The following is a 19663-nucleotide window of genomic DNA, read 5'->3' on the forward strand; positions in this document are numbered from 1 at the left end:
TCCTCTACTCTTCATAGCTTTCAAGACGTGCATCAAAGTCTTCTTCAGATTCATTAAATCGCATAACATGGATATCTTCCGGCTCAAAAAACAGCCCTACCTGAGAGCCTTCTTTTGCTTTCCTTGTGGAATGAACCATCCACTCATTTTTCTGTTCATCAAAACAAATAATTTCATAGTGAACTCCTCTAAACAGCTGGGTGTCAACAGTAACAACCAGTTTTCCTTTATCAGGAGTTGTAATGGACAGATCTTCCGGTCGGATAACGACTTCAACCGGTTCATTGGACCGCATACCGCCATCCACACATTCAAATTGTCTTCCAACAAACTCCACCAGATTATCTTCAATCATTGTCCCATCAACAATGTTGCTTTCTCCAACAAAATCAGCAACAAAGTGATTAATCGGCTCATCATAAATATCTACCGGCGTTCCGCTTTGAATAATTCTTCCTTTATTCATCACAAATATTTCATCACTCATCGCAAGTGCTTCCTCCTGATCATGAGTAACAAAAATAAACGTAATTCCCAACCGCTGCTGCAGCTCCCGCAGCTCATACTGCATAGCTGTCCGCAGCTTCAGATCAAGCGCAGACAACGGCTCGTCCAGCAAAAGAACTTTCGGCTCATTTACGATTGCACGGGCAATCGCAACACGCTGACGCTGTCCCCCGGACATTTCACTAATTTCCCGACCTTCATAGCCAGGCAGCTGAACCATTCTCAAGGCATCCTTGACCTTTTTTTCAATTTCCTGTTTAGGCATTTTTTTTATTTTAAGACCGAATGCCACATTATCAAAAACATTCATATGAGGGAATAAGGCATAATCCTGAAAAACAGTGTTGACCGGGCGTTTGTTTGCAGGAACAGCATTGATCTTTTTCCCTTCAAAGTAGACATCGCCCTCGCTGACATCTGTGAAGCCTGCTAGAATCCTCAATATCGTTGTTTTCCCACAACCTGAAGGACCAAGTAACGTATAAAACTTTCCTTCTTCAATCTCAAAGCTGACTTTCTTTAATACTGTTTCATCATCGTATTGTTTTGCTACAGAATCAAAAGAAATAATTGTTTTTCCCACTCGTTCATTCCCCCATTTTAAAGATAAGATTCAGTTGCTACAATCAGCACTCTGCTTTTCCCTTTGGATTTATTTTTTAACTGATGAGGTTCGGAGGCTTCATAATAGATTGCTTCTCCTTTTTTAGCTGCGTGTACGTTTTCTCCAAGGACTAAAGAAACAGCCCCCTCCAGAACATAAATAAAGGTTTCTGATAAGGATGGTTCAAAGGTCTTATACTCTCCATCTCGATCAAATGTCAGTAATACCGGCTCCATATCCATTTCATTCGATTCAGGAATCAGCCACTTCAGCATATACCCGTTTTCTTCATCAAGATAATAGGTGCAATCCTGTTCCCCATATACAACCTTCTGTTCCACACTATCTTCACTGAAAAATTCTTCAGGTGTCACTCCCAGAACTTCCAGTATATTAAAGAACGTCTCCATTGACGGTGAACTCAAATCCCTTTCCAACTGTGAAATGTAGCCTTTTGTCAGATCAGTCCGTTCTCCAAGCTCTTCCTGAGTTAAATTTTTCTGAACACGCAAATTCTTCAGCTTATCACCAATCTCCATATTCTCACCTCACTCAAATCATTTAGTCTTTCAAAAAAGTTTGGTAATACTAAACTAGTAGTTTAATTACACCTTTTCCAGTATACAAATTTTTCAAAAAATAGCAACTATTTTTTAAGGATTTTTAAGGAGAAATTTCTATAAAGAAAGAGGCTGCTCAGAAAACAATTTTCGTCACATTTTTTTCTAACTTAAAGACAGACAAACCCAAGCGGTATCAGTAAATCTTAAAGGCTCTATCTTATACACTTTCTCACAAAAAACAAATAATGTGATATGATGATAACAATAAATCAGCATAATAATGGAGGTAACATTGTGGAAAAATTTTTAGCGCTTGTGGTTGAAGAAATAAATGGTGAAATTGTCTTTGAAATTAAACAAATTTCAGAAAAAGAATTATCCGAAGGCGAAGTCCTAATCAAATCTGATTATTCTTCAATTAATTATAAGGACTCTTTGGCGGTACTCAAAAACGGCGGTGTCATCCGCAATTATCCTATGATTCCGGGAATTGATGTCAGTGGAGAAGTCGTCTCTTCCCAAAGTGATCAGTTTCAGCCAAAAGACAAAGTCATTGTCACCAGCTATGGATTAGGCGTTGCACATACTGGAGGATTTTCTGAATATGTACGTGTTCCTGCCTCTTGGGTTGTCTCTTTACCTAAACAGCTGTCGGTAAAGGATGCGATGATTATAGGAACAGCCGGCTTTACTGCCGCTTTATGTGTAGATGGTCTTGAAAAGCATGGACTATCTGAAAACAAAGAGGCACATATTTTAGTAACAGGGGCTTCAGGCGGTGTAGCCAGTCTTGGAATTGCCATGCTGAATAAGCTTGGTTACAAAAACATCACTGCATTAACAAGAAAAAAAGAATCTGCTGCCGTTTTAGAAAAGCTGGGAGCTTCCAATGTCCTTCTATTAGATGAGTTTATTCCTGAGAAAATCCGTCCACTTGGAAAACAGGAATATGATTTTGTTCTGGATACTGTGGGCGGTGAGACATTGTCTGCTGTATTGCCATTAATCAGCTACGGAGGAAGTGCTGCTATTTGCGGAAATGCCGGAGGAATTAATCTAAAAACAACTGTCCTGCCATTTATTTTGCGGGGAATTAATCTGTTGGGCATTGACTCTGTGAATACTGATATGAAGAAACGACTGACCATTTGGGATCGACTGGCAACTGACCTGAATATCACTGAGCAGGCATTAGTTGCTGAAATCTCACTGGGTCAGGCACCGGAAATATTCACCTCTCTTCAAAAAGGGCAGCACATCGGAAGAACCATTATCAAATTCGATTAAGGAGATCGTTAATGAAGGTATTAATTACAGCTGGAGGTACATCAGAAAAAATTGATAACGTCCGCTCCATTACCAACCATTCTACAGGGCGTTTAGGGCGAACAATTGCGGAAGTCTTTTTAGAAAAAGGGCATCAGGTGATTTATCTGACCACCCCTTATGCTGTTCGTCCTGCTGAAAATAAACAGCTGACTGTAATAGAAATAGAAACAACAGCTGAACTTCAGCAGCAGATGAAGATGCTATTATCCAATCACAATTTTGACAGTATTATTCATAGTATGGCAGTCAGCGACTTCTCCAGCGAAATCAGTATTCCTGAGGAAGAATTAATTCAGAATCTGACAAAAAAACTGCAAAAAGAAGAGTTGTCTACGGGACAAAAAATTAGTGAAATCATAAAATCTGTCCTAGATTCGCTTGGTCAGCAAAGTCAATCAGAAAAAAAGATTTCTTCCAATACAGATCGACTCTTGCTTTTCTTAAAGAAAAACCCTAAAATAATTGCTATGATTCGTGAACATCAGCCCGATACTGTTTTAGTAGGATTCAAACTGCTTGTAGGTGTTACAGACAATGAGCTGATCAACGTAGGAACAGCTGCACTTGAAAAAAATCACTGTGATTTCGTTCTGGCAAATGACTTAGAAAATATTCAAGGGAATAATCACCGTGGACTTTTAATCCATGCAGATCATCATGTAGAAACAGCTGATACAAAAATAGAAATTGCACAGCTGATTGTAAAAAATGTGGAAAAACTTAGTCGATTCTGATTCATTTGCAACAAATTTTTTAAGGTTTTCGATTATATTATTCAAATTAAAAGCAGAGGAATCATACTGGCAAAGCAATCAGGCAACACGCATAAACACACAAATACTGAAAAAATAATTGCTGTATCATCACTAAACAGCTGTTTTCTGTTAGAATAATACTAACATTTGGTTTCTTAACAAAAGAAAAGGTGGCAACCTATTATGAAAACAATTTTATTAGGTGTTTCAGGCAGTATATCCGCTTATAAAGCAGCTGATATCACCAGTCGACTGATGAAACTTGGCTATTCCGTCGAAGTTATCATGACTACGAACAGTACGAAATTCATTACACCGCTGACGTTGCAGGCTTTATCTAAACGACCCGTTCATACTGAAGTAATGGAAGAAATTTACCCTGAACAGATTAATCACATTGAGCTTGCCAAAAAAGCTGATCTCTTTCTTGTTGCTCCGGCATCTGCTAATATTATTGGCAAGCTGGCAAATGGGATTGCAGATGATATGCTGTCCACTATTGCCCTTGCTCTGAAAGAGGAAGTTCCTAAGGTTATTGCACCGGCGATGAATACGTATATGTATCAAAATCTGATCATGCAGCGCAATTTGAATACCTTGAAGGAAATCGGCTATCAGGAGCTTGAGCCGCGGGAAGCTTTACTTGCCTGTGGAGATTTTGGCAGAGGTGCACTGGCAGAGGTAGATGAGATCGTTGCTTATGTACACCAGATTCTGGATAATGTTCACTAGGACCAATCTGAAGACTATTGGGAAAATGAGTTTTTCAGCGATTTTGGTGGAGGTCCATGAAAAAGGGCAGCTTGTATAGTTCATAAGTGAGGATTTATGCCGATGATATCCATAAAACTACAAAAATACTTGCCACCAGCGTTTTCAGACAGATCTTAAACAATGCTGCTGTTATTTGCATAAGAATTGATATTAATGTATTCTTTCAAAATGATAGCAGCGGTCCAAATCATCTTCTCAGGAAAGGAGTCAATAAATGAAAAACACAAAAAATTTCACTTTAACAGCAATGTTTTTAGCGATCCTTATTTTACTCGCTGTCGTTCCATTTCTGGGGTTTATACCAATCGGCCCAATTAATGCAACAACTATGCATATTCCTGTTATCATTGCATCGATTATTTTAGGACCTAAGATTGGCGGATTTCTGGGAGGCGTCTTCGGCATCATCAGTATGATTCGGAGTACAATCATTATCTCTCCTCTTTCCTTTGTTTTTTCACCAGTAATTCCTGTTATTGGGACAGATCAGGGAAGCTGGAAAGCAGTTCTAATAGCCTTCATTCCAAGAATATTAATTGGGGTTGTTCCCTACTATGTTTACAAGCTGTTTAAAACAAAAGCGGAAAATAATAAGTCTTTGCAGACAGTCGGACTTTTTATAGCAGGTTTCTGCGGTTCAGCAACCAATACTATTTTAGTAATGGGCGGGATTTTCCTGTTGTTTAAAGATGCATATGCTCAGGCAATGGACATTGATATCGAAACAGTATTTTCTGTTATTCTGGGAATCATTTTTACGAGCGGAATTATCGAAGCTCTTGTGGCGGCCTTTGCCACAGTTGCGGTTGCAGCGGTCTTGCTTCGATTAACAAAAACAAATACCACACAAAAATTGTAGAAAAGTTTGCATCATAAGATAAAAAAATACCGCTCCAAAGTCAGATTTTCTGTCTGATTTTGGAGCGGTATTTAAATTTTTGGTTTACACTCTTTTTTATTTTCTGCCTTTTCTCAATTTATAGGCATACTGACTCGCTCTAAACAGTAGCTTGTTCACAGGCAAATCAAATTCTCCAATGAATTCATTGATTGTCGGATTGAAATTAGATTTGAATTTCAACAGACCATCATTCAATGACCCTTCTAATCCCCCCATATTACAGCTTTGGCAGCCGCGGTTAAAACATTCATTAATGGACTCATACCACGCTTTGTATGCAGGCATATAGCGTTTGTAACGATCATCCATTCCTGCGTATAGAATTTCACTGGTTGAACCAAAATTCAAAGCCAATGTTCCGGCCACAACAGCCTTATCTCCTGAGTCAGCAATATGCTCTTCCAGTTCAGCTAATTCTCTTGTCAAAGAAAATTCCAGCTCTTCTAAATTATGACGTTTCTTCACTTGATTCTCTTTCAAATTAGCCAGCTCTTCTTTATTTTTATCATGTCGAGCTTTTGTTTCTTCATAACGAGCTTTTAAATCTACCTCTGCAAGCATAATAAATGAATTTTCAGGATAGATAGTCATCAGCTTGGTAAAATAGTCTGCATTCCGCAAAGAGATGTGTTGACGCTCTGTCGTCAGCTGAACCATTTTCCCAAAATCAGAAACCAGCTCCTGATGCCCCATATGGACAACGACTCCCTTTTTTTCTGCCTGCTTCAGCATCTTCTTCGTACTCTTGGACAGCTGCTCTTCACTAAAGTTTTCTTTATAGATATTAGCCTGAAATCGAGGTTGGATGGTCGCATCCATTTCCATTGTATAGCCCTGATGCCTTGCCCCACTAGCTTCAATATTTTGAACAATTTCCTCAGCCTGAGAGTTCAGCGTTTCTTCACGAGTCAGTGAAATATTCTTATGGATTACTGTCGGGTCCATTTTAACAAAAAGTGCCCGTTTCTGCTTTCCAAATTTCCTCAGATTTGTCAGAAAAAAGTGAACAAGCTCCTTGTTAGTATAATCTAAAATTGGTCCTCTGGGGGTATACAGCATCGTAAACCCTGCCGGAAGAGACTGAATAAGTACCAAACTTGATGCAACCAGTTTTCCATCACTATATACGCCGACTATTTCTGAATCCCAATTATCTTTTACCTTAGCCCAGGAAGACGACTGCAGCAAATTACACAACGGATGTTCTTTTACAAACTGATCATGTTCTTCAGGATTAATGCCAATCTTAAATTCATACATTTCCATAACTCTCCTATTTATCATTAATCTATGACTCTGATAGCTTTAATATAACATCAGTAGATTGATCTGTTTTTTTTGTTCCCATATTCCCGTATTCTATCGCTTCCTTGCGCTTTTGTAAACTAAAAAAAGAAATATGACCTGTAAACTTTTATAATAAGTCATCAGTGCTGTATAAATGTAGTCAGTATATTCTGATTACTTACTTTTTCCAAAAAAATCAAAAAGGAAAGTCCGGGCACAGCGGGTGAAACAAACGCTTGATCTGAAACATCTTTTCCTTTATCCCTATTTTAAGCTTAATAAGCGTAGTCAACAAGGTCGCAATCACCTGTACATTAAGATCGTGCCGATTCGTAATGATCCGAAGAGGATTCTCATGTTTGAAGTCAACCGGTATAAGTTTCGGTGTATAAAAATATGACTTTCATGGGCGAACGTTTAATAAGTATCCAGCATCTTCTCTAAGAATTATAACCGATATCCCTATACTAAAAGTCATGTTTCCTTTCAGATAAATAAAACTTGGATTTTTAGTTACGCCGATAGTAAAAAAGACAAAAACATCTCATTCAAAGTATTTCTGTCTTTATATCATAAAAAATTTATTATTCAACTATTTTCTCCATTAAAGAACTGACCAATCTCTCCACAAATTTCATATCTGAATAAACTGTTCCATCCATATATTGCTTATAAACTTCATCTTGACCATCAACATTAATCAACACCACGCACCCTTTAGCCAACATTAAAACCCGAATAACTTTACGCTGTGTTCTCCCATTCCCTTTCGGTAATACATCATTAAGACCATACTAAAAATTCAAATTTGAATCTTTCAGTTTATCGCTATTAGATCTGATTTTTCGTATCGATTATGCCCTTGTAATTGCTTTTTATATTTCCAACACTTAATCGCTTTTTCTAAAGAACTTCCCCTATTATCTGCAAAAAAATCTCTAATATAGGTATTGTACTCAAATTGTTTGTCAATTTTCGTTTTTCCCATTTTCTTATCTTCAAGAATTTTATGATAGGCTATTATTGCCTCTTGATACGTTTTTCCTTCATTACTTTTTAACCATTTTTGAAATGTTACATTAAATGAAAAACCACTTCCTATATATTCCTTAAAAAATACTCTATGCTGTTCGGAGCATACAAAATTAGGTTCAATTTTTGTGTCTTTGCTAATATTGGATATTACTGTTGCTTTTTTCTTTTTAGGTGTTGCAGATAGCACTTTACCAGAATCAAGAAAATAGGCTATCCTATCTGTTATATCTATTTTCCCTCCCGAAACAGGCAAGCCATTTTCTCTACAAAAGTCTACCAACTCTTTTTTCAAATAATAGAAATCACGAAATATTTTGCTATCTAAGTTTTTGTCTAATGATGGTCTTTTAGTCATGCTTTTCTCCTTTTTATTTGTCAAATTAAGCTAGACAAATGATCTTCACTTATGTAACTCAAAAATACCTCTATTGGTATTTGATAATTTAATGATTTTCTTGGTATATGATTTCTTTTGGAGGCGACAGCTGAAACAAAGGCTTGGTCAACTTGATTAAAATCCATGCTCTTAGGTAGACCGTCTTTACGCAATAAGCCATTTGAATGCTCATTTAATCCCCGTTGTGACGGTGTTCCAGGATCTGCAAAATAGATCGAACTATCATTGTCATTACTCATATCTTTCCAATTTGAGAACTCTTTTCTACAATCAAAGATAATGAATTTAAATAAGTTCTTGGGAATATTTTGTAACCATTTAGTGGTTGCTTTTTCGATATCTACTGTTTTGCGACTGTCTGGTTTCAGCGTAATAATCACTTTTGACAGGCGCTCAACCAGCGTGATGACGCCACTTTTATGATGAACGCCGACAATTGTGTCGCCTTCCAAATGACCAAATTCCTGGTTAAATTCAGGATAGTCATTAATTCTTTCTGAAATAGTGCGTTTAAACGCTTGCTTTCTGCGACGCTCGTTATACCTGTTGGGCTTTCTTTTTCCCTTCATTGGGAATTTTATGCACTCAAATTGATTGGCTTTGAACTTACGATAGAGTGTCCTGACAGAGCATGAAATAGGAAATGCTTGACTTCACTCCTTATAAGTCTTTGGTCAGAACTATTTTGAGTGTAGCACAAATGACTTACTTTAGTTATCTAGCTTAATTTTACTATCGGCGATACAAAAAAATAGTCATATTATTTACTGAATCTGGTACTGTAAAATAGATGTTTAAGAAAAAAGAGCAGGCTTGTTTGGGTTTCACCCGTTATCATGTAGAGGGGATGGAGAAGGTTCGGAGAGAATCCGGGATTGTCATTTTAGCTTTAAGCATGATGAATTAGCTGCCAGAGCACGGGGAAAAGACAAAGAAAAACGGCAATCGAAAGCTTTCAACAAATTTTCGATTGCCATTTTTCTTTTTTAATTATTTTAGGACTGCTTTTGTCACAGTCCCGACCCATCCGATTCAAATTGACTAATCTGTAGTTTTCCTATAAAAAAGGTAAAAATTTGAAATATTAACATTTTAGTTATTTTTCAGATCAAAGTATCCTATTTCTTCAATCGGTTCACCAAAAGAATCTATCTTATTTAATTGGACCGTATAAACAGAATTTGTTTTATCCAATGCACTTAAGCTGAAAGTAACACTGATTTCGTCAATTTGTTGACTTCCCATATGTGTCACACCATCTAATTTAACACCATCTTTGTAAATTGTTACCGCTGTTCTGCTATCTTCATTGACTGGTGCCTTGAATTTCACCACGGTTTGTAATGCGTCACTCTTCACTTGAATGTCACTAATATTATTTATGTTACTGATTTCTGGGGCAGCTGTTTGCATCAATGGTTTGTACTCAATATCGAAAGACCAATCCCCCTCATATTCAATAGCATTCTCTATTGTAAACGTTGCCGTTGGGTCTGGATTCTCCATTGCTCTCGATATCTCAGCTGCTGCAGCTTCCTTATCTTGCCAAGCTAACCGAGTGATATGTAATGTCAATTTGGCATTTTCAGGAATAATTTCCTTATCAAAAGTTGAGAATACAGACCCGTAAAACATATCTCCCTCAACTCGACTGGTTGAACTACCTGATACTCCACCATAGATATCCTTCGTTCCCCCATTAACATAGAGCGAAACATCTATAAATTCAAATGTCTTAGCCCACGGATCTTCTGTTTTACTGTTCTTTTCCAATAATGTCTTTAATTCCTCATCCATTTTAAATTGATACTCAAATGCCATTTTTCTTTTTGTCGAAACAAATTTTGTTAACGTTATTTCCATGTCATTTGATTTGCTTACTAGATTCAAATTGTTTTCTATCCCTTTATCTTCTATTGCTGCAACACCCGAATCTTTGCTTATCCCCAAAGCATTCCTTATAGCCGAGTTAACTTGCGGATTAACAAAAAGAATCATTGCTACCGCTACTGCTAGAACTGCTAAAATCACTGTTTTTTTATGTTTCTTCGTATTTATTTTCTGCTCCACCTCGTGACTTAGTATTCTTTGTCGGTTTTTCTCTAAATCCTTCAACACTTCTTCTGGAATTTCTATTTCACTTCTAATAAAGTTCATGTTTTTATCAGCCATTTTGTTCTCCTTCCAATAAAATTTTTAACCTCTCTCTTCCACGTGCTAACCTAGTTTTCACTGTATTTTTAGGTAAATTCAGTTGGCTGGCAATTTCCTTAATATTGAAACCTGCGTAATAATGTAATATTATGGGAATTTTATATTTCTCAGGCAACAGATCAAATATTTGCCCTAGTTCAGATTCTCCATAATATTTTTCTTCAACAAACACATCATTTTCTTCAATCCGAACCATATCAATTCTTCGTTTTACAATAGCCTTTGCTACATTTATCATAATCCTAAAAATCCAAGTATTAAATGCAGCTGAGTTCTTAAGCATACTAATATTTTTCCACGCAATTATTTCAGTTTCTTGTAGACAATCCGAGACATCTTCGTTATTTTGAAGTAACTTGTACGCTGAGTTATACAAGACACTTTGATAACATCGACAAAGCTCTACAAACGCCTCAGCGTCACCTTTTTTGGCCTTCTCAACCAAACTCACTTGTAACTCATTTTTCATAAACTCTTTTGCCTCCTCCTCCCTATACTTATTAGAGAAAAAAATGTACTGAAAGGTTTCACTTAATAGTAATTTATTTTTTATATTTAAGAAATAAAAAAAAACAGAGAACAATTTTTAACTGCACTCTGATTTTACTAATATTAGAAATTTATTAATAGATATGATAACGACTATTTGTTACTGGATTCCAAGTAGCAAAATAACCGATAAATGGCGTACCTCTAAAATTTGAAACTGTATACGTAAAATTATTGCTAACTGGTACAACTACATCATGCATACCGTTGAAAAATTTGAATGAATCTAAGTGTGCTCTTATACCAAAATATGGGCTAAGCTTTACATTTCTCACTGTAAATCTCAATCCGCTGAAATGCCAACCACTACCAGAAAAAGGATTTGATTCATATGGTTTTACGAAATCATCCACAATTCTAGGTGTCCCAGTCGGTGGCGTTGTTCCTCGTGTTAATATTGGTGGGAACATATCGTCAACATTTGATTGCGGTGATTCCTCAGATTTAGTTTCTATAAAAGCTTCTATTTGTATTTCCTCTGGGATTTCTTCGCTATTTGAACCTTCCAATGCTTCTTCAATATATTGAACATACTCTAACGATTTCTCTTCATCCATAATCTCATTTGAGATTGGATTATACACCTGACCCTCACCAGCTTCAACATGTTCTTTCATATCTTCAAAAGAAGCAGCGTTGACATTAACCGTACCCAAAATTAACCCAGATAGACCAATAACACCTAAAAATAATATTTTAGAAGATAATTTGAATTTCATTTAAACCCCTCCAATATTTATATTTAGCAACTATAATGTCGCGCGCAAACCTATAACAACTACTTATAAAATAACATTAGAAATATCTTAACTTTAATCTTTCTGTATTTTTCATAATAATATAATAAAAAATATCTAGCAAATAGTTGACGAGCCGAAATACACTATCATATGCAATAAGTGATTTATTTGCAAGCGGGAAATAATCAGACGCAACACCAAATAGCCTTTCATATTTTATACTGAATGTCACTGTTGTTGCATTAAACTCTTCACCTATTCCATGACAAAAAAAATCCTTTACATTGGTCTTGGATAAGTCATGCAAGGTTCAGTATAAAGAACTTTTTTGGGGGATAAAAGGACCCAATCACTTTTGTGGAACAGCCACTGTTTCATGTAATACTAATTTACTGCAGATTTTGTTAAAATAACAGTGACTTGGAAAATTTTTTTAATTGCCTATTAAACTAAGGTAAAACTGACAGAAAAATATTTAAGACAGTCAGACAAAAAACAAAGGACAGAACAATCTGCTAATTGTCCTGTCCTTTGATTAAAAATTCAAAACCTATCCAAACTTTGACATCACACATCTGTTTAGATTCGTGATTCAAAATGGATCTTTTTATTTAAGAAATACATCAATGGTGCTGATAACGCCATAACGATAAATTCACTAAGAGCCAAAAACAAATAGGTTGTCCAGAATCCGCCGTTTTCTGCTCCGCCTGTATTTACCAGCATGACCGCAATAAATACCATTGATACTGTAAAAAATAAAGTATTTAAGACAAGTCGTATTTTCTCGCTTTTTACTTTATTATAGAGTAAAGCGGTCAAACCTAAAGAAACGAAAGTCTGTGCTCCGCCATATAAAGCGTCAATGACACCGTACCCAAAAATAATATTATAAAAAATAACGCCGCCTAAAACGCCCCACATCAACTTTCTGTTGAAAACGACCAAATGGTTCAGACTTTCTGAAATTCTGAATTGAATCGGACCGGAAGCAACAGGAGCAACAAACAATGTTAACGCCAAATACAGTGCCATAATAATTGCGTTCAGTGTGACTACTCGCAGTTTTTTACCTGATGAAACAGATGATTGCATAATTTCTCCTTCTTTCTCCTAGTTTTTTTACTGGGGATGGTTGATGAACCCAGGTTACAAGTAAGAAGCTGCTTCAAACAACTTGATATTTTGTAACGGCACTAATACTATCATCCTTATCTTTGATTGTCAATGATGAACAAACTGGTTTAATTTTTGGCTCAGCAGTGACTTAAAACAAAGAAAAACATTGATAAATTTCTTAAAGCTTTTTAGATAGCAATAATGGAACAATCGAAAAAATATTTTCTTCACTGCCGACTTTTACAATAATAGCTTTTTGCCAAACGATCAAAGCTCATGATTTTCCCTCCTAAATTTCTGTTTATCTGTTTCGACTGGCCATTCTAAAATACATATAAGGTTTTCCCTTCAAGGAAATAGAAAACTCTGTAACCTTTTCCAGCATTGTACAACCTGGAAAATCGCCATTACTAATCGCTTGAATCTCTGCACCGTCCTCCATTTTACCTTAGAACTGGTTCTAAGGGCATCTGGCAGGCAGTCGTTGAAAAACAATAATTAAGCAACAGATAAAAAAAATGATCTTAGTGATGAATGCCATCTTACTAAGATCATTTTTCAGTTGTTTCTACCCCTTCTTTTATTCCGACAGTCCTTCATGAATCTTCTCAAGATTCCATGCCATCATACTGTAATATGTATCACCATCCTTACCTTTATCCGCAAGGGAATCAGTAAATATTTTGCTGTGAATCGGCAATCCTGTTTCTTTGGACAGTCGTTCCATACTCCTCGCATCTACAGAGGTTTCAACGAACAGCACAGGAACATCTGATTTTTTAACTGTATCAATAATTGACTTCATCTGCTCCGGTGTTCCCTGACTTTCTGTATTAATTTCCCAAATATAAGCAGCCTTCAGTCCATATTCTTTCGAAAAGTACTTAAAAGCTCCTTCGCTGGTAACCAGCAGCTTTTTACTTTCAGGAATATCAGCAAATTCATTTTTTGCTTTCTCATTCAGTTCTTCCAGCTGCTCAATATAGTTTTCCGCATTTTCTCTATAAACAGAGGCATGTTCCGGGTCCTTTTCTTCAAAAATTCTTGCGATTTCTTTGACATAAGCGATCCCGTTTGTAATTGACAGCCAGGCATGCGGATCTTCCTGATCTGTATTACCTTCACTGGTCAAATATATTGGAGAAACTTCTTTGCTGACTGCAAAGTAATCCTGATTTTCTTCTTTACCAGATGTTTCCATTAACTTCTCAAACCAGCCGTTTCCTGTCTCCAGGTTTAGTCCATTATATAAAACGATTTCTGCTTCACTGGCCTTTTGAATATCTACAGGCAGAGGCTCATACTCATGAGGATCTGTTCCTACAGGGACAATACTGTGTATGGATACCAAATCCTTCCCGACTTCATCAGCCATATCCGCAATGATTGAATTTGTAGCAACTACCGTCAGTTTATTCTGATCTTCCGCCTGGCTACTACTCCCCTCTTTATTTCCACAAGCGGTTAAGAACATAACAGCTGCAAGTCCTGCCAATCCTGCTTTAATTAATTTATGCTTCATCCTGCTGCTCCTTTCTTAATTCGGAAATCATTCCTTTCGTTGGCGAAAATACAAATGCTAAAATGAAAAACACTGCTGCCGTCAAAACAATGGTTGCTCCTGATGGCAGATTATAACTGTAGCTGAAAAAAAGTCCGATGATAGAGCTTAACACTCCGAACAATACAGAAAGACCAATCATTTTCGGAAGACTGTTTGTTAATTGATACGCAGTTGCAGCCGGAGTAATCAGCATGGCAATAACCAGAATTGTACCTACTGTCTGCAGCGAAGTAACAGCCACAAGAGTCAAAAGAAACATCAGCAGATAATTAATAAAGCTCACATTTAATCCATAAGACTGAGCCATTATCGGATCAAATGAAGTAATTTTTAATTCTTTATAGAACAACAACACTACGACTATAACTACAAAACCGACACCTGCGGTTAAATACATATCTGAATCTCTGACTGCCAAAACATTTCCGAACAGAATATGATAAAGATCTGTGGCACTCCTTGCAAATGAAATCAGGACAATTCCCAAGGCAAAAAAAGAACTAAAGACAATACCAATCGCCGTATCTGTTTTCAATCTGCTGTGTTTTGTGACAAATCCGATCAAGGCAGCTGATCCAATTCCAAACAAGGTAGCGCCAATAATATAGCTTGTACCGAGCATGTACGACACAGCTACCCCAGGAAGGACAGCATGAGAAATCGCATCTCCCATCAAAGACATTCCCCGCAAAATAATGAATGATCCGATAACACCTGCAATGATTCCTACCATTACAGAAGTAAAGAGAGCATTTTTCAAAAACTGATAGTTCATCAGTCCGTCAATAAAATTGTTAATCATCTATTTCCCTCCCAGCCTCAGCATTTCAGCTATTTCTTCTCCATACGTTTTTTTCATATTATCAACTTCAAACACCTGATCGACAGAACCAAAAGCTATGACCTGCTTATTCAATAAAACCAGCTGATCGAAATAATCCCTGACCTTGTGAAGATCATGATGGACAATCACTATAGATTTTCCTTCATCTCTTAATTGCTTAAGCAAATCAATAATAATCTTTTCACTCGTAGCATCAATTCCAACAAAAGGTTCATCCAAAAAAATCCATTCTGCTTCCTGAGCCAATGCCCGGGCAATAAAGACCCGTTGTAGTTGTCCGCCTGACAACTCGCCAATCTGATTATGAGCAAAATCAGCCATACCCACTTTTTCCAGACAGCTCCACGCCAGTTCCTTTTCTTTTTTACCCGGTCTTTTAATTAAACCGATTTTCGGATAAGTGCCCAGTAGAACAACACCAAAAACATCTATCGGGAAGGATAAATCAATCTCCTGTCTTTGTTCCACATAAGCAAATTTATTTAATTGTCGGCTTACTGGCTGGTTTTTATAGACTACTTCTCCTCTGTTTATGGGAATCAATCCAAGCATTCCTTTTAACAACGTTGACTTTCCTGCACCATTGGGTCCGATAATACCAGTCAGCTGATTTTTGGTAATAATCAGATTTTCAATTTGAACAGCTATTTTTCTTTTATAGGAAATCGTTAGATGATTGATTAATAGATTATTATCCATTTAAGCATCGCCCTTTCTTTAATTTTAGGTACACCTAAAATTAATTAACATTATTATAATACAGCGTTTGATCTTTATCAAGAAAAAAGAAAAAAACCGGAAAAATATTTTCCGATTTTTCTTTTAGTACTCGTTAATCATTGATCTGATAGGTCTTATATCCTCCCTTAAAGAGACGTTTTCCTTCGAAACAGCACACTACCGCATATTGAAATCCTTACAACAACAAATACTCCAACAATTGTTGGAGCATTTGTTTATACTGTTGTTTCCATTCTTTATCTCTTTGAATTTACTCAAAATTTTTGAAATTAATACAGAAAAGCATTGAACTGACAGTATTGCGAAGCGTACTTCATTTGTTTAGAAAACAGCATCTACAACTACTGATATAATAGAGTTTTTAGTGAAAAATGGGTAAAGTCAAATTTATCTATACTATATAATAAGGGTAGAATAGAAAATCATTAGAAAATTCTTTTAAGTGATTCTCATCGTATTTCTCATTTTTTCAACTTTCGATGCAGAGTATTTAATTCTTAAAAATCTACTCTTCAGAAAAATTCATATTCAGAAAATCTGTACTCCTTTCAATTACGCTCTGTCTGCTTAGCTCGCTATTAATAAAAAGTTTACAATATAGATCATCATTCATTATTTCCTTACTTCGTTCCTGCTATTAATCATAGAAAGCAGACTGCTTTTCCCTTTGAACTAATTCAGTGAAATCTGATATGCGTATCTTTCTCCATCTGGAACTTCAAGTTCAATCTCCCCAGCAAACTCAAATCCTGCCCGTTGAATGACCTTCTGCATGATCTCATTTTTTGGGTGAGTATCAATACGAATATCTACAAAGCCTTTTAATACGGCAGCATTTATCAGAAAGCGAAGCATCATAACAGCCAGTCCCTTCCCCTGATGCTCACTGCTGACAGCTGCTCGATGAATGGATGCATAACCTGCTGCTTTCGTCTCCCATTGCCCATTTTTAATCTGTTCATACGCGGGATCTTTTTCCTCAGAAATTACACCAATACCAACAAGCTCGCTCTCCAGAATTAGGACATAGCAATTTTCTGAAAGAATATCTGCTTTCAACATTTCCTCATTTGGTCCGGTCCCAGCTTGCCACTGCGGTATTTTTCTGTTCGCCAACTCCACACGGGCAGTTTCGATAATTGTCATGATTTGTTGAAGCTCTTCAAGTGTTGCCTGTCTTAAATATAGTTTCATTCTACGGTCCTGCTCTTTCTGAAATTTATTTTTAATCGATAAGTACTATAATTATTTGGCTTATTATTCTTATTTTCCATTTTACTATATAAATAAACGTACGCAAAAACTGCTTCAAATTATTTTTTGTTAATAGAATGAGGCTGACCCAATCACCTGATCAGCAGCTCATGTATTTCTTCATTTTCATCTGGCATAAAGCAGCCTTCCATTTCTTTTTAAATTTTGTACATGTTATACTTAAATGAACAAGAAGGAGATGAGTACCATGCTGAAAAACTATGAAAGAATCCTAGTCGCCGTAGATGGTTCCAAAAACTCTGAACTCGCTTTGAAACATGCTGTTGAAATTGCTGCTCAAAATGGTGCTGCACTATATGTCCTGGCGATCATTGATAAAAATGCCATCAGCCACAGCTCTTTTGCCTTTTCAAAAGTTCTGGAAGAAGAAAAAGAGCTGGTTGAAAGCGAAATGGCAAAACACCTTGCTTATGCTTCTGAACATAATTTATTTGATGTCACCCCTATTGTTGAAATCGGCAACCCGAAACACTACATCGCAACAACGGTTCCAACTGAGGAAAAAATTGACTTAATCGTTATAGGGGCTACAGGGAAAGGACGGCTGACTGAAACAACTGTCGGATCAACAACGAACTATGTTGTCCAGAATGCACCTTGTACTGTGCTTGTTGTAAAAGAATAATTGAATATTTTATGCCGATGCTGTAGAAGTCATCGGCATATTTGTTTAGACAGACCTATGCCCTTATCAATAATTTTTCATTTTTTTCGATACTTTTCTCTTTAAATTATGCAGTTTTATAAATTATTGTTCAATATTTTGCTTATTTTTTAGGTAGGAAGTTCGTTTCTAATAGTCGTATTTCTCAAAAATTATTTCCATAAAAAAATCAACAAGCCTCTCCTCATTCGAGAAAAGTCTTGCTGATTTTTCTATTTACTGAACTGCTCCGAGGAATTAGGACTTGTTTGAAAACTCTATTTCAAAGAGGTAACTACGGGAGGCGTCAACTCCGTTTAAAAAAGGAATGCTGTTCCTATACAGCTATCTCTTTGTATATGGAATAAATTTTGACAAATTTATCCCCATCAGAGCATTATATACCATCCTGCTAATGCTCCTAGATGAGCGAGCCTCTATTCAAGGAATACTTATTGAAGCGAGCTCAGTTAAATATTGTACGACTTTACAGCTAGTTTGACTCTAGTTAGGGATGAACTCAGCGTTTTCTGCCGAGTTGCTCCCACACTGGCTGCACGTTTCTTGAATTAGAAGCATAGCTTAGTTTTAATTCGGCCAATACTCTAGTCAGGAGAACAACTTTTACTCTGCTAAATAACTTAGTGCGTACGTCACATGATACTCTGTCGCATACGCCAGTCCATCTTCATCAATATCAAATTTTTCATGGTGATGGCCGTACTGAGTATCTGGATTTTCTAAATTACGAGTCCCCACCCGTCCATAGACGCCGGGAGCTTTACTCAGGAAATCTGCAAAATCATCTGCTCCAAGACTTTTTTGATTATCAGTTATTACATTTTCGATTCCAACAATTTCGGCTGCAACCTTTTGAGCCAGCTGGGTTGACTCCTCTTCATTGATCAGCGGTCCTGCTGCGTCATAGATAGAAAATCCCGAGATTTTTGTACGATGGGCTGCTGCGATTTGCTCTGCAATTTCTTTCACTCGTTTTAAAACAAACGCCCTCGTTTCATGGCTGAATGTTCGAACAGTTCCTTCAATTTCTGCATGATTGGCAACAATATTGTACCGTGTTCCGGCGTTCAGTACACCAATTCCGACAACAACAGTATCCAGAGGGGAAACTTCTCTTGCTGCAATTTTCTGCAGTTCAACCACAATGCTGGCAGCTGCCAATACAGCATCTCTGCCGACATCAGGCTGTGCCACATGGCTGCTGAAGCCCTCCACTTCAATTTTAAAAATATCGCAGGAGGCATTCGTCGGTCCCTTTGTTGCCACTAACTTACCAACTTCAACACTAGAATCCAGATGGATACCAAACACACGATCTACCTCGTCTACAAAACCGCCATCCACAAACTGGCAGGCTCCTGCCCCGATCTCCTCTGCCGGCTGAAAAGCCAACAGAATTTTTCCTGTAAAATCATTTTCACGATTTTTTAAGATTTTGGCAGCTCCAAGTAAAGCCGCAGCATGTCCATCATGTCCGCAGGCATGATTTAATCCCAGATTTTTAGACTGATACTCTTTCCCGGTTTTATCTTCCAATTCCAATGCATCAATATCTGCACGCAGTAAAATCGTTTTACCAGCTCCTTTTTTACCTTCTATCGTTCCAAGCACTCCTGTTTCTCCTACTTCAACATAAGAGATTCCGAGTTTTGTTAACTCTTCTTTGATTTTTTTAATCGTCTGAAATTCCTTTAAGCTGGCTTCTGGATACTGATGAAAATATCTTCGTAAAGAGATTACTTCCTCTTTTCCTGCCAGAACTTCATCTCGTATATTTTGTTTCACTGCTGTACTCATAGTT

Annotated in this window: 18 protein-coding genes and 1 pseudogene; 5 read left to right on the forward strand and 14 right to left on the reverse strand. The window is 36.9% G+C overall.

Annotated elements, in window-relative coordinates:
• Window positions 1-4 precede the first annotated feature (4 nt).
• On the reverse strand, window positions 5-1090 hold the full coding sequence (locus tag LI954_RS10345; protein ID WP_229442049.1) for an ABC transporter ATP-binding protein: 1086 nt from the start codon (window positions 1088-1090) through the stop codon (window positions 5-7).
• Between the two features lie 17 nt (window positions 1091-1107).
• Window positions 1108-1650, reverse strand: a complete 543-nt coding sequence (locus LI954_RS10350; protein ID WP_202067936.1) for a helix-turn-helix domain-containing protein — start codon at window positions 1648-1650, stop codon at window positions 1108-1110.
• Window positions 1651-1968: 318 nt separating this feature from the next.
• Between LI954_RS10350 and LI954_RS10355 the strand changes: the two genes are divergently transcribed.
• From LI954_RS10355 to LI954_RS10370, 4 genes are all read left to right on the forward strand, one after another.
• Window positions 1969-2961 carry a YhdH/YhfP family quinone oxidoreductase gene (locus tag LI954_RS10355; RefSeq protein ID WP_229444430.1) on the forward strand — a complete coding sequence of 331 codons (993 nt, stop codon included), beginning with the start codon at window positions 1969-1971 and terminating at the stop codon, window positions 2959-2961.
• An 11-nt stretch (window positions 2962-2972) separates the two neighbouring features.
• Window positions 2973-3737: a phosphopantothenate--cysteine ligase gene (coaB, locus tag LI954_RS10360; RefSeq protein ID WP_229444431.1), complete on the forward strand. Its 765-nt coding sequence runs from the start codon at window positions 2973-2975 to the stop codon at window positions 3735-3737.
• A gap of 204 nt (window positions 3738-3941) precedes the next feature.
• Window positions 3942-4490: a phosphopantothenoylcysteine decarboxylase gene (gene coaC / locus LI954_RS10365; RefSeq protein WP_202067933.1), complete on the forward strand. Its 549-nt coding sequence runs from the start codon at window positions 3942-3944 to the stop codon at window positions 4488-4490.
• Between the two features lie 256 nt (window positions 4491-4746).
• Window positions 4747-5391 (forward strand): ECF transporter S component, encoded by a 645-nt coding sequence (locus LI954_RS10370; RefSeq protein WP_202067932.1) that lies wholly within the window; start codon window positions 4747-4749, stop codon window positions 5389-5391.
• 96 nt (window positions 5392-5487) lie between these two features.
• On the opposite strand, the gene LI954_RS10375 is transcribed toward LI954_RS10370, so the two are convergent.
• From LI954_RS10375 to LI954_RS10425, 11 genes and pseudogenes are all read right to left on the reverse strand, one after another.
• The gene (locus LI954_RS10375; RefSeq protein WP_229444432.1) at window positions 5488-6693 is read right to left on the reverse strand and encodes an aminoacyltransferase; all 1206 of its coding nucleotides are present in this window, start codon (window positions 6691-6693) and stop codon (window positions 5488-5490) included.
• Window positions 6694-7537: 844 nt separating this feature from the next.
• On the reverse strand, window positions 7538-8110 hold the full coding sequence (locus tag LI954_RS10380) for a DUF6434 domain-containing protein (RefSeq protein WP_229444433.1): 573 nt from the start codon (window positions 8108-8110) through the stop codon (window positions 7538-7540).
• 20 nt (window positions 8111-8130) lie between these two features.
• A pseudogene (locus tag LI954_RS10385) lies at window positions 8131-8793 on the reverse strand (IS30 family transposase); the annotation flags it as partial.
• A 451-nt stretch (window positions 8794-9244) separates the two neighbouring features.
• Window positions 9245-10324: a hypothetical protein gene (locus tag LI954_RS10390; protein ID WP_229442056.1), complete on the reverse strand. Its 1080-nt coding sequence runs from the start codon at window positions 10322-10324 to the stop codon at window positions 9245-9247.
• Window positions 10317-10835: an RNA polymerase sigma factor gene (locus tag LI954_RS10395; protein ID WP_229442057.1), complete on the reverse strand. Its 519-nt coding sequence runs from the start codon at window positions 10833-10835 to the stop codon at window positions 10317-10319. Before LI954_RS10395 ends, LI954_RS10390 begins: the two co-directional genes overlap by 8 nt.
• Window positions 10836-10989: 154 nt before the next feature.
• Complete coding sequence (locus tag LI954_RS10400; RefSeq protein ID WP_229444434.1) at window positions 10990-11634, reverse strand: hypothetical protein; 645 nt, start codon at window positions 11632-11634, stop codon at window positions 10990-10992.
• A 600-nt stretch (window positions 11635-12234) separates the two neighbouring features.
• Complete coding sequence (locus tag LI954_RS10405; RefSeq protein WP_202067734.1) at window positions 12235-12750, reverse strand: QueT transporter family protein; 516 nt, start codon at window positions 12748-12750, stop codon at window positions 12235-12237.
• A gap of 604 nt (window positions 12751-13354) precedes the next feature.
• Window positions 13355-14296, reverse strand: a complete 942-nt coding sequence (locus LI954_RS10410; protein ID WP_202067733.1) for a metal ABC transporter substrate-binding protein — start codon at window positions 14294-14296, stop codon at window positions 13355-13357.
• Complete coding sequence (locus LI954_RS10415) at window positions 14286-15140, reverse strand: metal ABC transporter permease (protein ID WP_202067732.1); 855 nt, start codon at window positions 15138-15140, stop codon at window positions 14286-14288. Before LI954_RS10415 ends, LI954_RS10410 begins: the two co-directional genes overlap by 11 nt.
• Window positions 15141-15881: a metal ABC transporter ATP-binding protein gene (locus LI954_RS10420; RefSeq protein WP_229442060.1), complete on the reverse strand. Its 741-nt coding sequence runs from the start codon at window positions 15879-15881 to the stop codon at window positions 15141-15143.
• A gap of 714 nt (window positions 15882-16595) precedes the next feature.
• On the reverse strand, window positions 16596-17117 hold the full coding sequence (locus LI954_RS10425; protein ID WP_202067730.1) for a GNAT family N-acetyltransferase: 522 nt from the start codon (window positions 17115-17117) through the stop codon (window positions 16596-16598).
• 268 nt (window positions 17118-17385) lie between these two features.
• On the opposite strand from LI954_RS10425, the gene LI954_RS10430 reads away from it, so the two are divergent.
• Window positions 17386-17823 (forward strand): universal stress protein, encoded by a 438-nt coding sequence (locus tag LI954_RS10430; RefSeq protein ID WP_202067729.1) that lies wholly within the window; start codon window positions 17386-17388, stop codon window positions 17821-17823.
• Between the two features lie 642 nt (window positions 17824-18465).
• On the opposite strand, the gene LI954_RS10435 is transcribed toward LI954_RS10430, so the two are convergent.
• On the reverse strand, window positions 18466-19659 hold the full coding sequence (locus tag LI954_RS10435; protein WP_229444435.1) for an amidohydrolase: 1194 nt from the start codon (window positions 19657-19659) through the stop codon (window positions 18466-18468).
• Window positions 19660-19663: the final 4 nt, after the last annotated feature.

Origin of the sequence: Enterococcus sp. CWB-B31 (assembly GCF_020567645.1) — a bacterium.
GTDB lineage: Bacteria > Bacillota > Bacilli > Lactobacillales > Enterococcaceae > Enterococcus_L.

Bases quoted from the DNA above. Each gene is read 5' to 3' on its own strand.
- LI954_RS10350 (WP_202067936.1), bottom strand. From the start codon at position 1,650: ATGGAGATTGGTGATAAGCTGAAGAATTTGCGTGTTCAGAAAAATTTA.
- coaB (WP_229444431.1), top strand. From the start codon at position 2,973: ATGAAGGTATTAATTACAGCTGGAGGTACATCAGAAAAAATTGATAAC.
- coaC (WP_202067933.1), top strand. From the start codon at position 3,942: ATGAAAACAATTTTATTAGGTGTTTCAGGCAGTATATCCGCTTATAAA.
- LI954_RS10370 (WP_202067932.1), top strand. From the start codon at position 4,747: ATGAAAAACACAAAAAATTTCACTTTAACAGCAATGTTTTTAGCGATC.
- LI954_RS10375 (WP_229444432.1), bottom strand. From the start codon at position 6,693: ATGTATGAATTTAAGATTGGCATTAATCCTGAAGAACATGATCAGTTT.
- LI954_RS10380 (WP_229444433.1), bottom strand. From the start codon at position 8,110: ATGACTAAAAGACCATCATTAGACAAAAACTTAGATAGCAAAATATTT.
- LI954_RS10390 (WP_229442056.1), bottom strand. From the start codon at position 10,324: ATGGCTGATAAAAACATGAACTTTATTAGAAGTGAAATAGAAATTCCA.
- LI954_RS10395 (WP_229442057.1), bottom strand. From the start codon at position 10,835: ATGAAAAATGAGTTACAAGTGAGTTTGGTTGAGAAGGCCAAAAAAGGT.
- LI954_RS10400 (WP_229444434.1), bottom strand. From the start codon at position 11,634: ATGAAATTCAAATTATCTTCTAAAATATTATTTTTAGGTGTTATTGGT.
- LI954_RS10405 (WP_202067734.1), bottom strand. From the start codon at position 12,750: ATGCAATCATCTGTTTCATCAGGTAAAAAACTGCGAGTAGTCACACTG.
- LI954_RS10410 (WP_202067733.1), bottom strand. From the start codon at position 14,296: ATGAAGCATAAATTAATTAAAGCAGGATTGGCAGGACTTGCAGCTGTT.
- LI954_RS10415 (WP_202067732.1), bottom strand. From the start codon at position 15,140: ATGATTAACAATTTTATTGACGGACTGATGAACTATCAGTTTTTGAAA.
- LI954_RS10420 (WP_229442060.1), bottom strand. From the start codon at position 15,881: ATGGATAATAATCTATTAATCAATCATCTAACGATTTCCTATAAAAGA.
- LI954_RS10425 (WP_202067730.1), bottom strand. From the start codon at position 17,117: ATGAAACTATATTTAAGACAGGCAACACTTGAAGAGCTTCAACAAATC.
- LI954_RS10430 (WP_202067729.1), top strand. From the start codon at position 17,386: ATGCTGAAAAACTATGAAAGAATCCTAGTCGCCGTAGATGGTTCCAAA.
- LI954_RS10435 (WP_229444435.1), bottom strand. From the start codon at position 19,659: ATGAGTACAGCAGTGAAACAAAATATACGAGATGAAGTTCTGGCAGGA.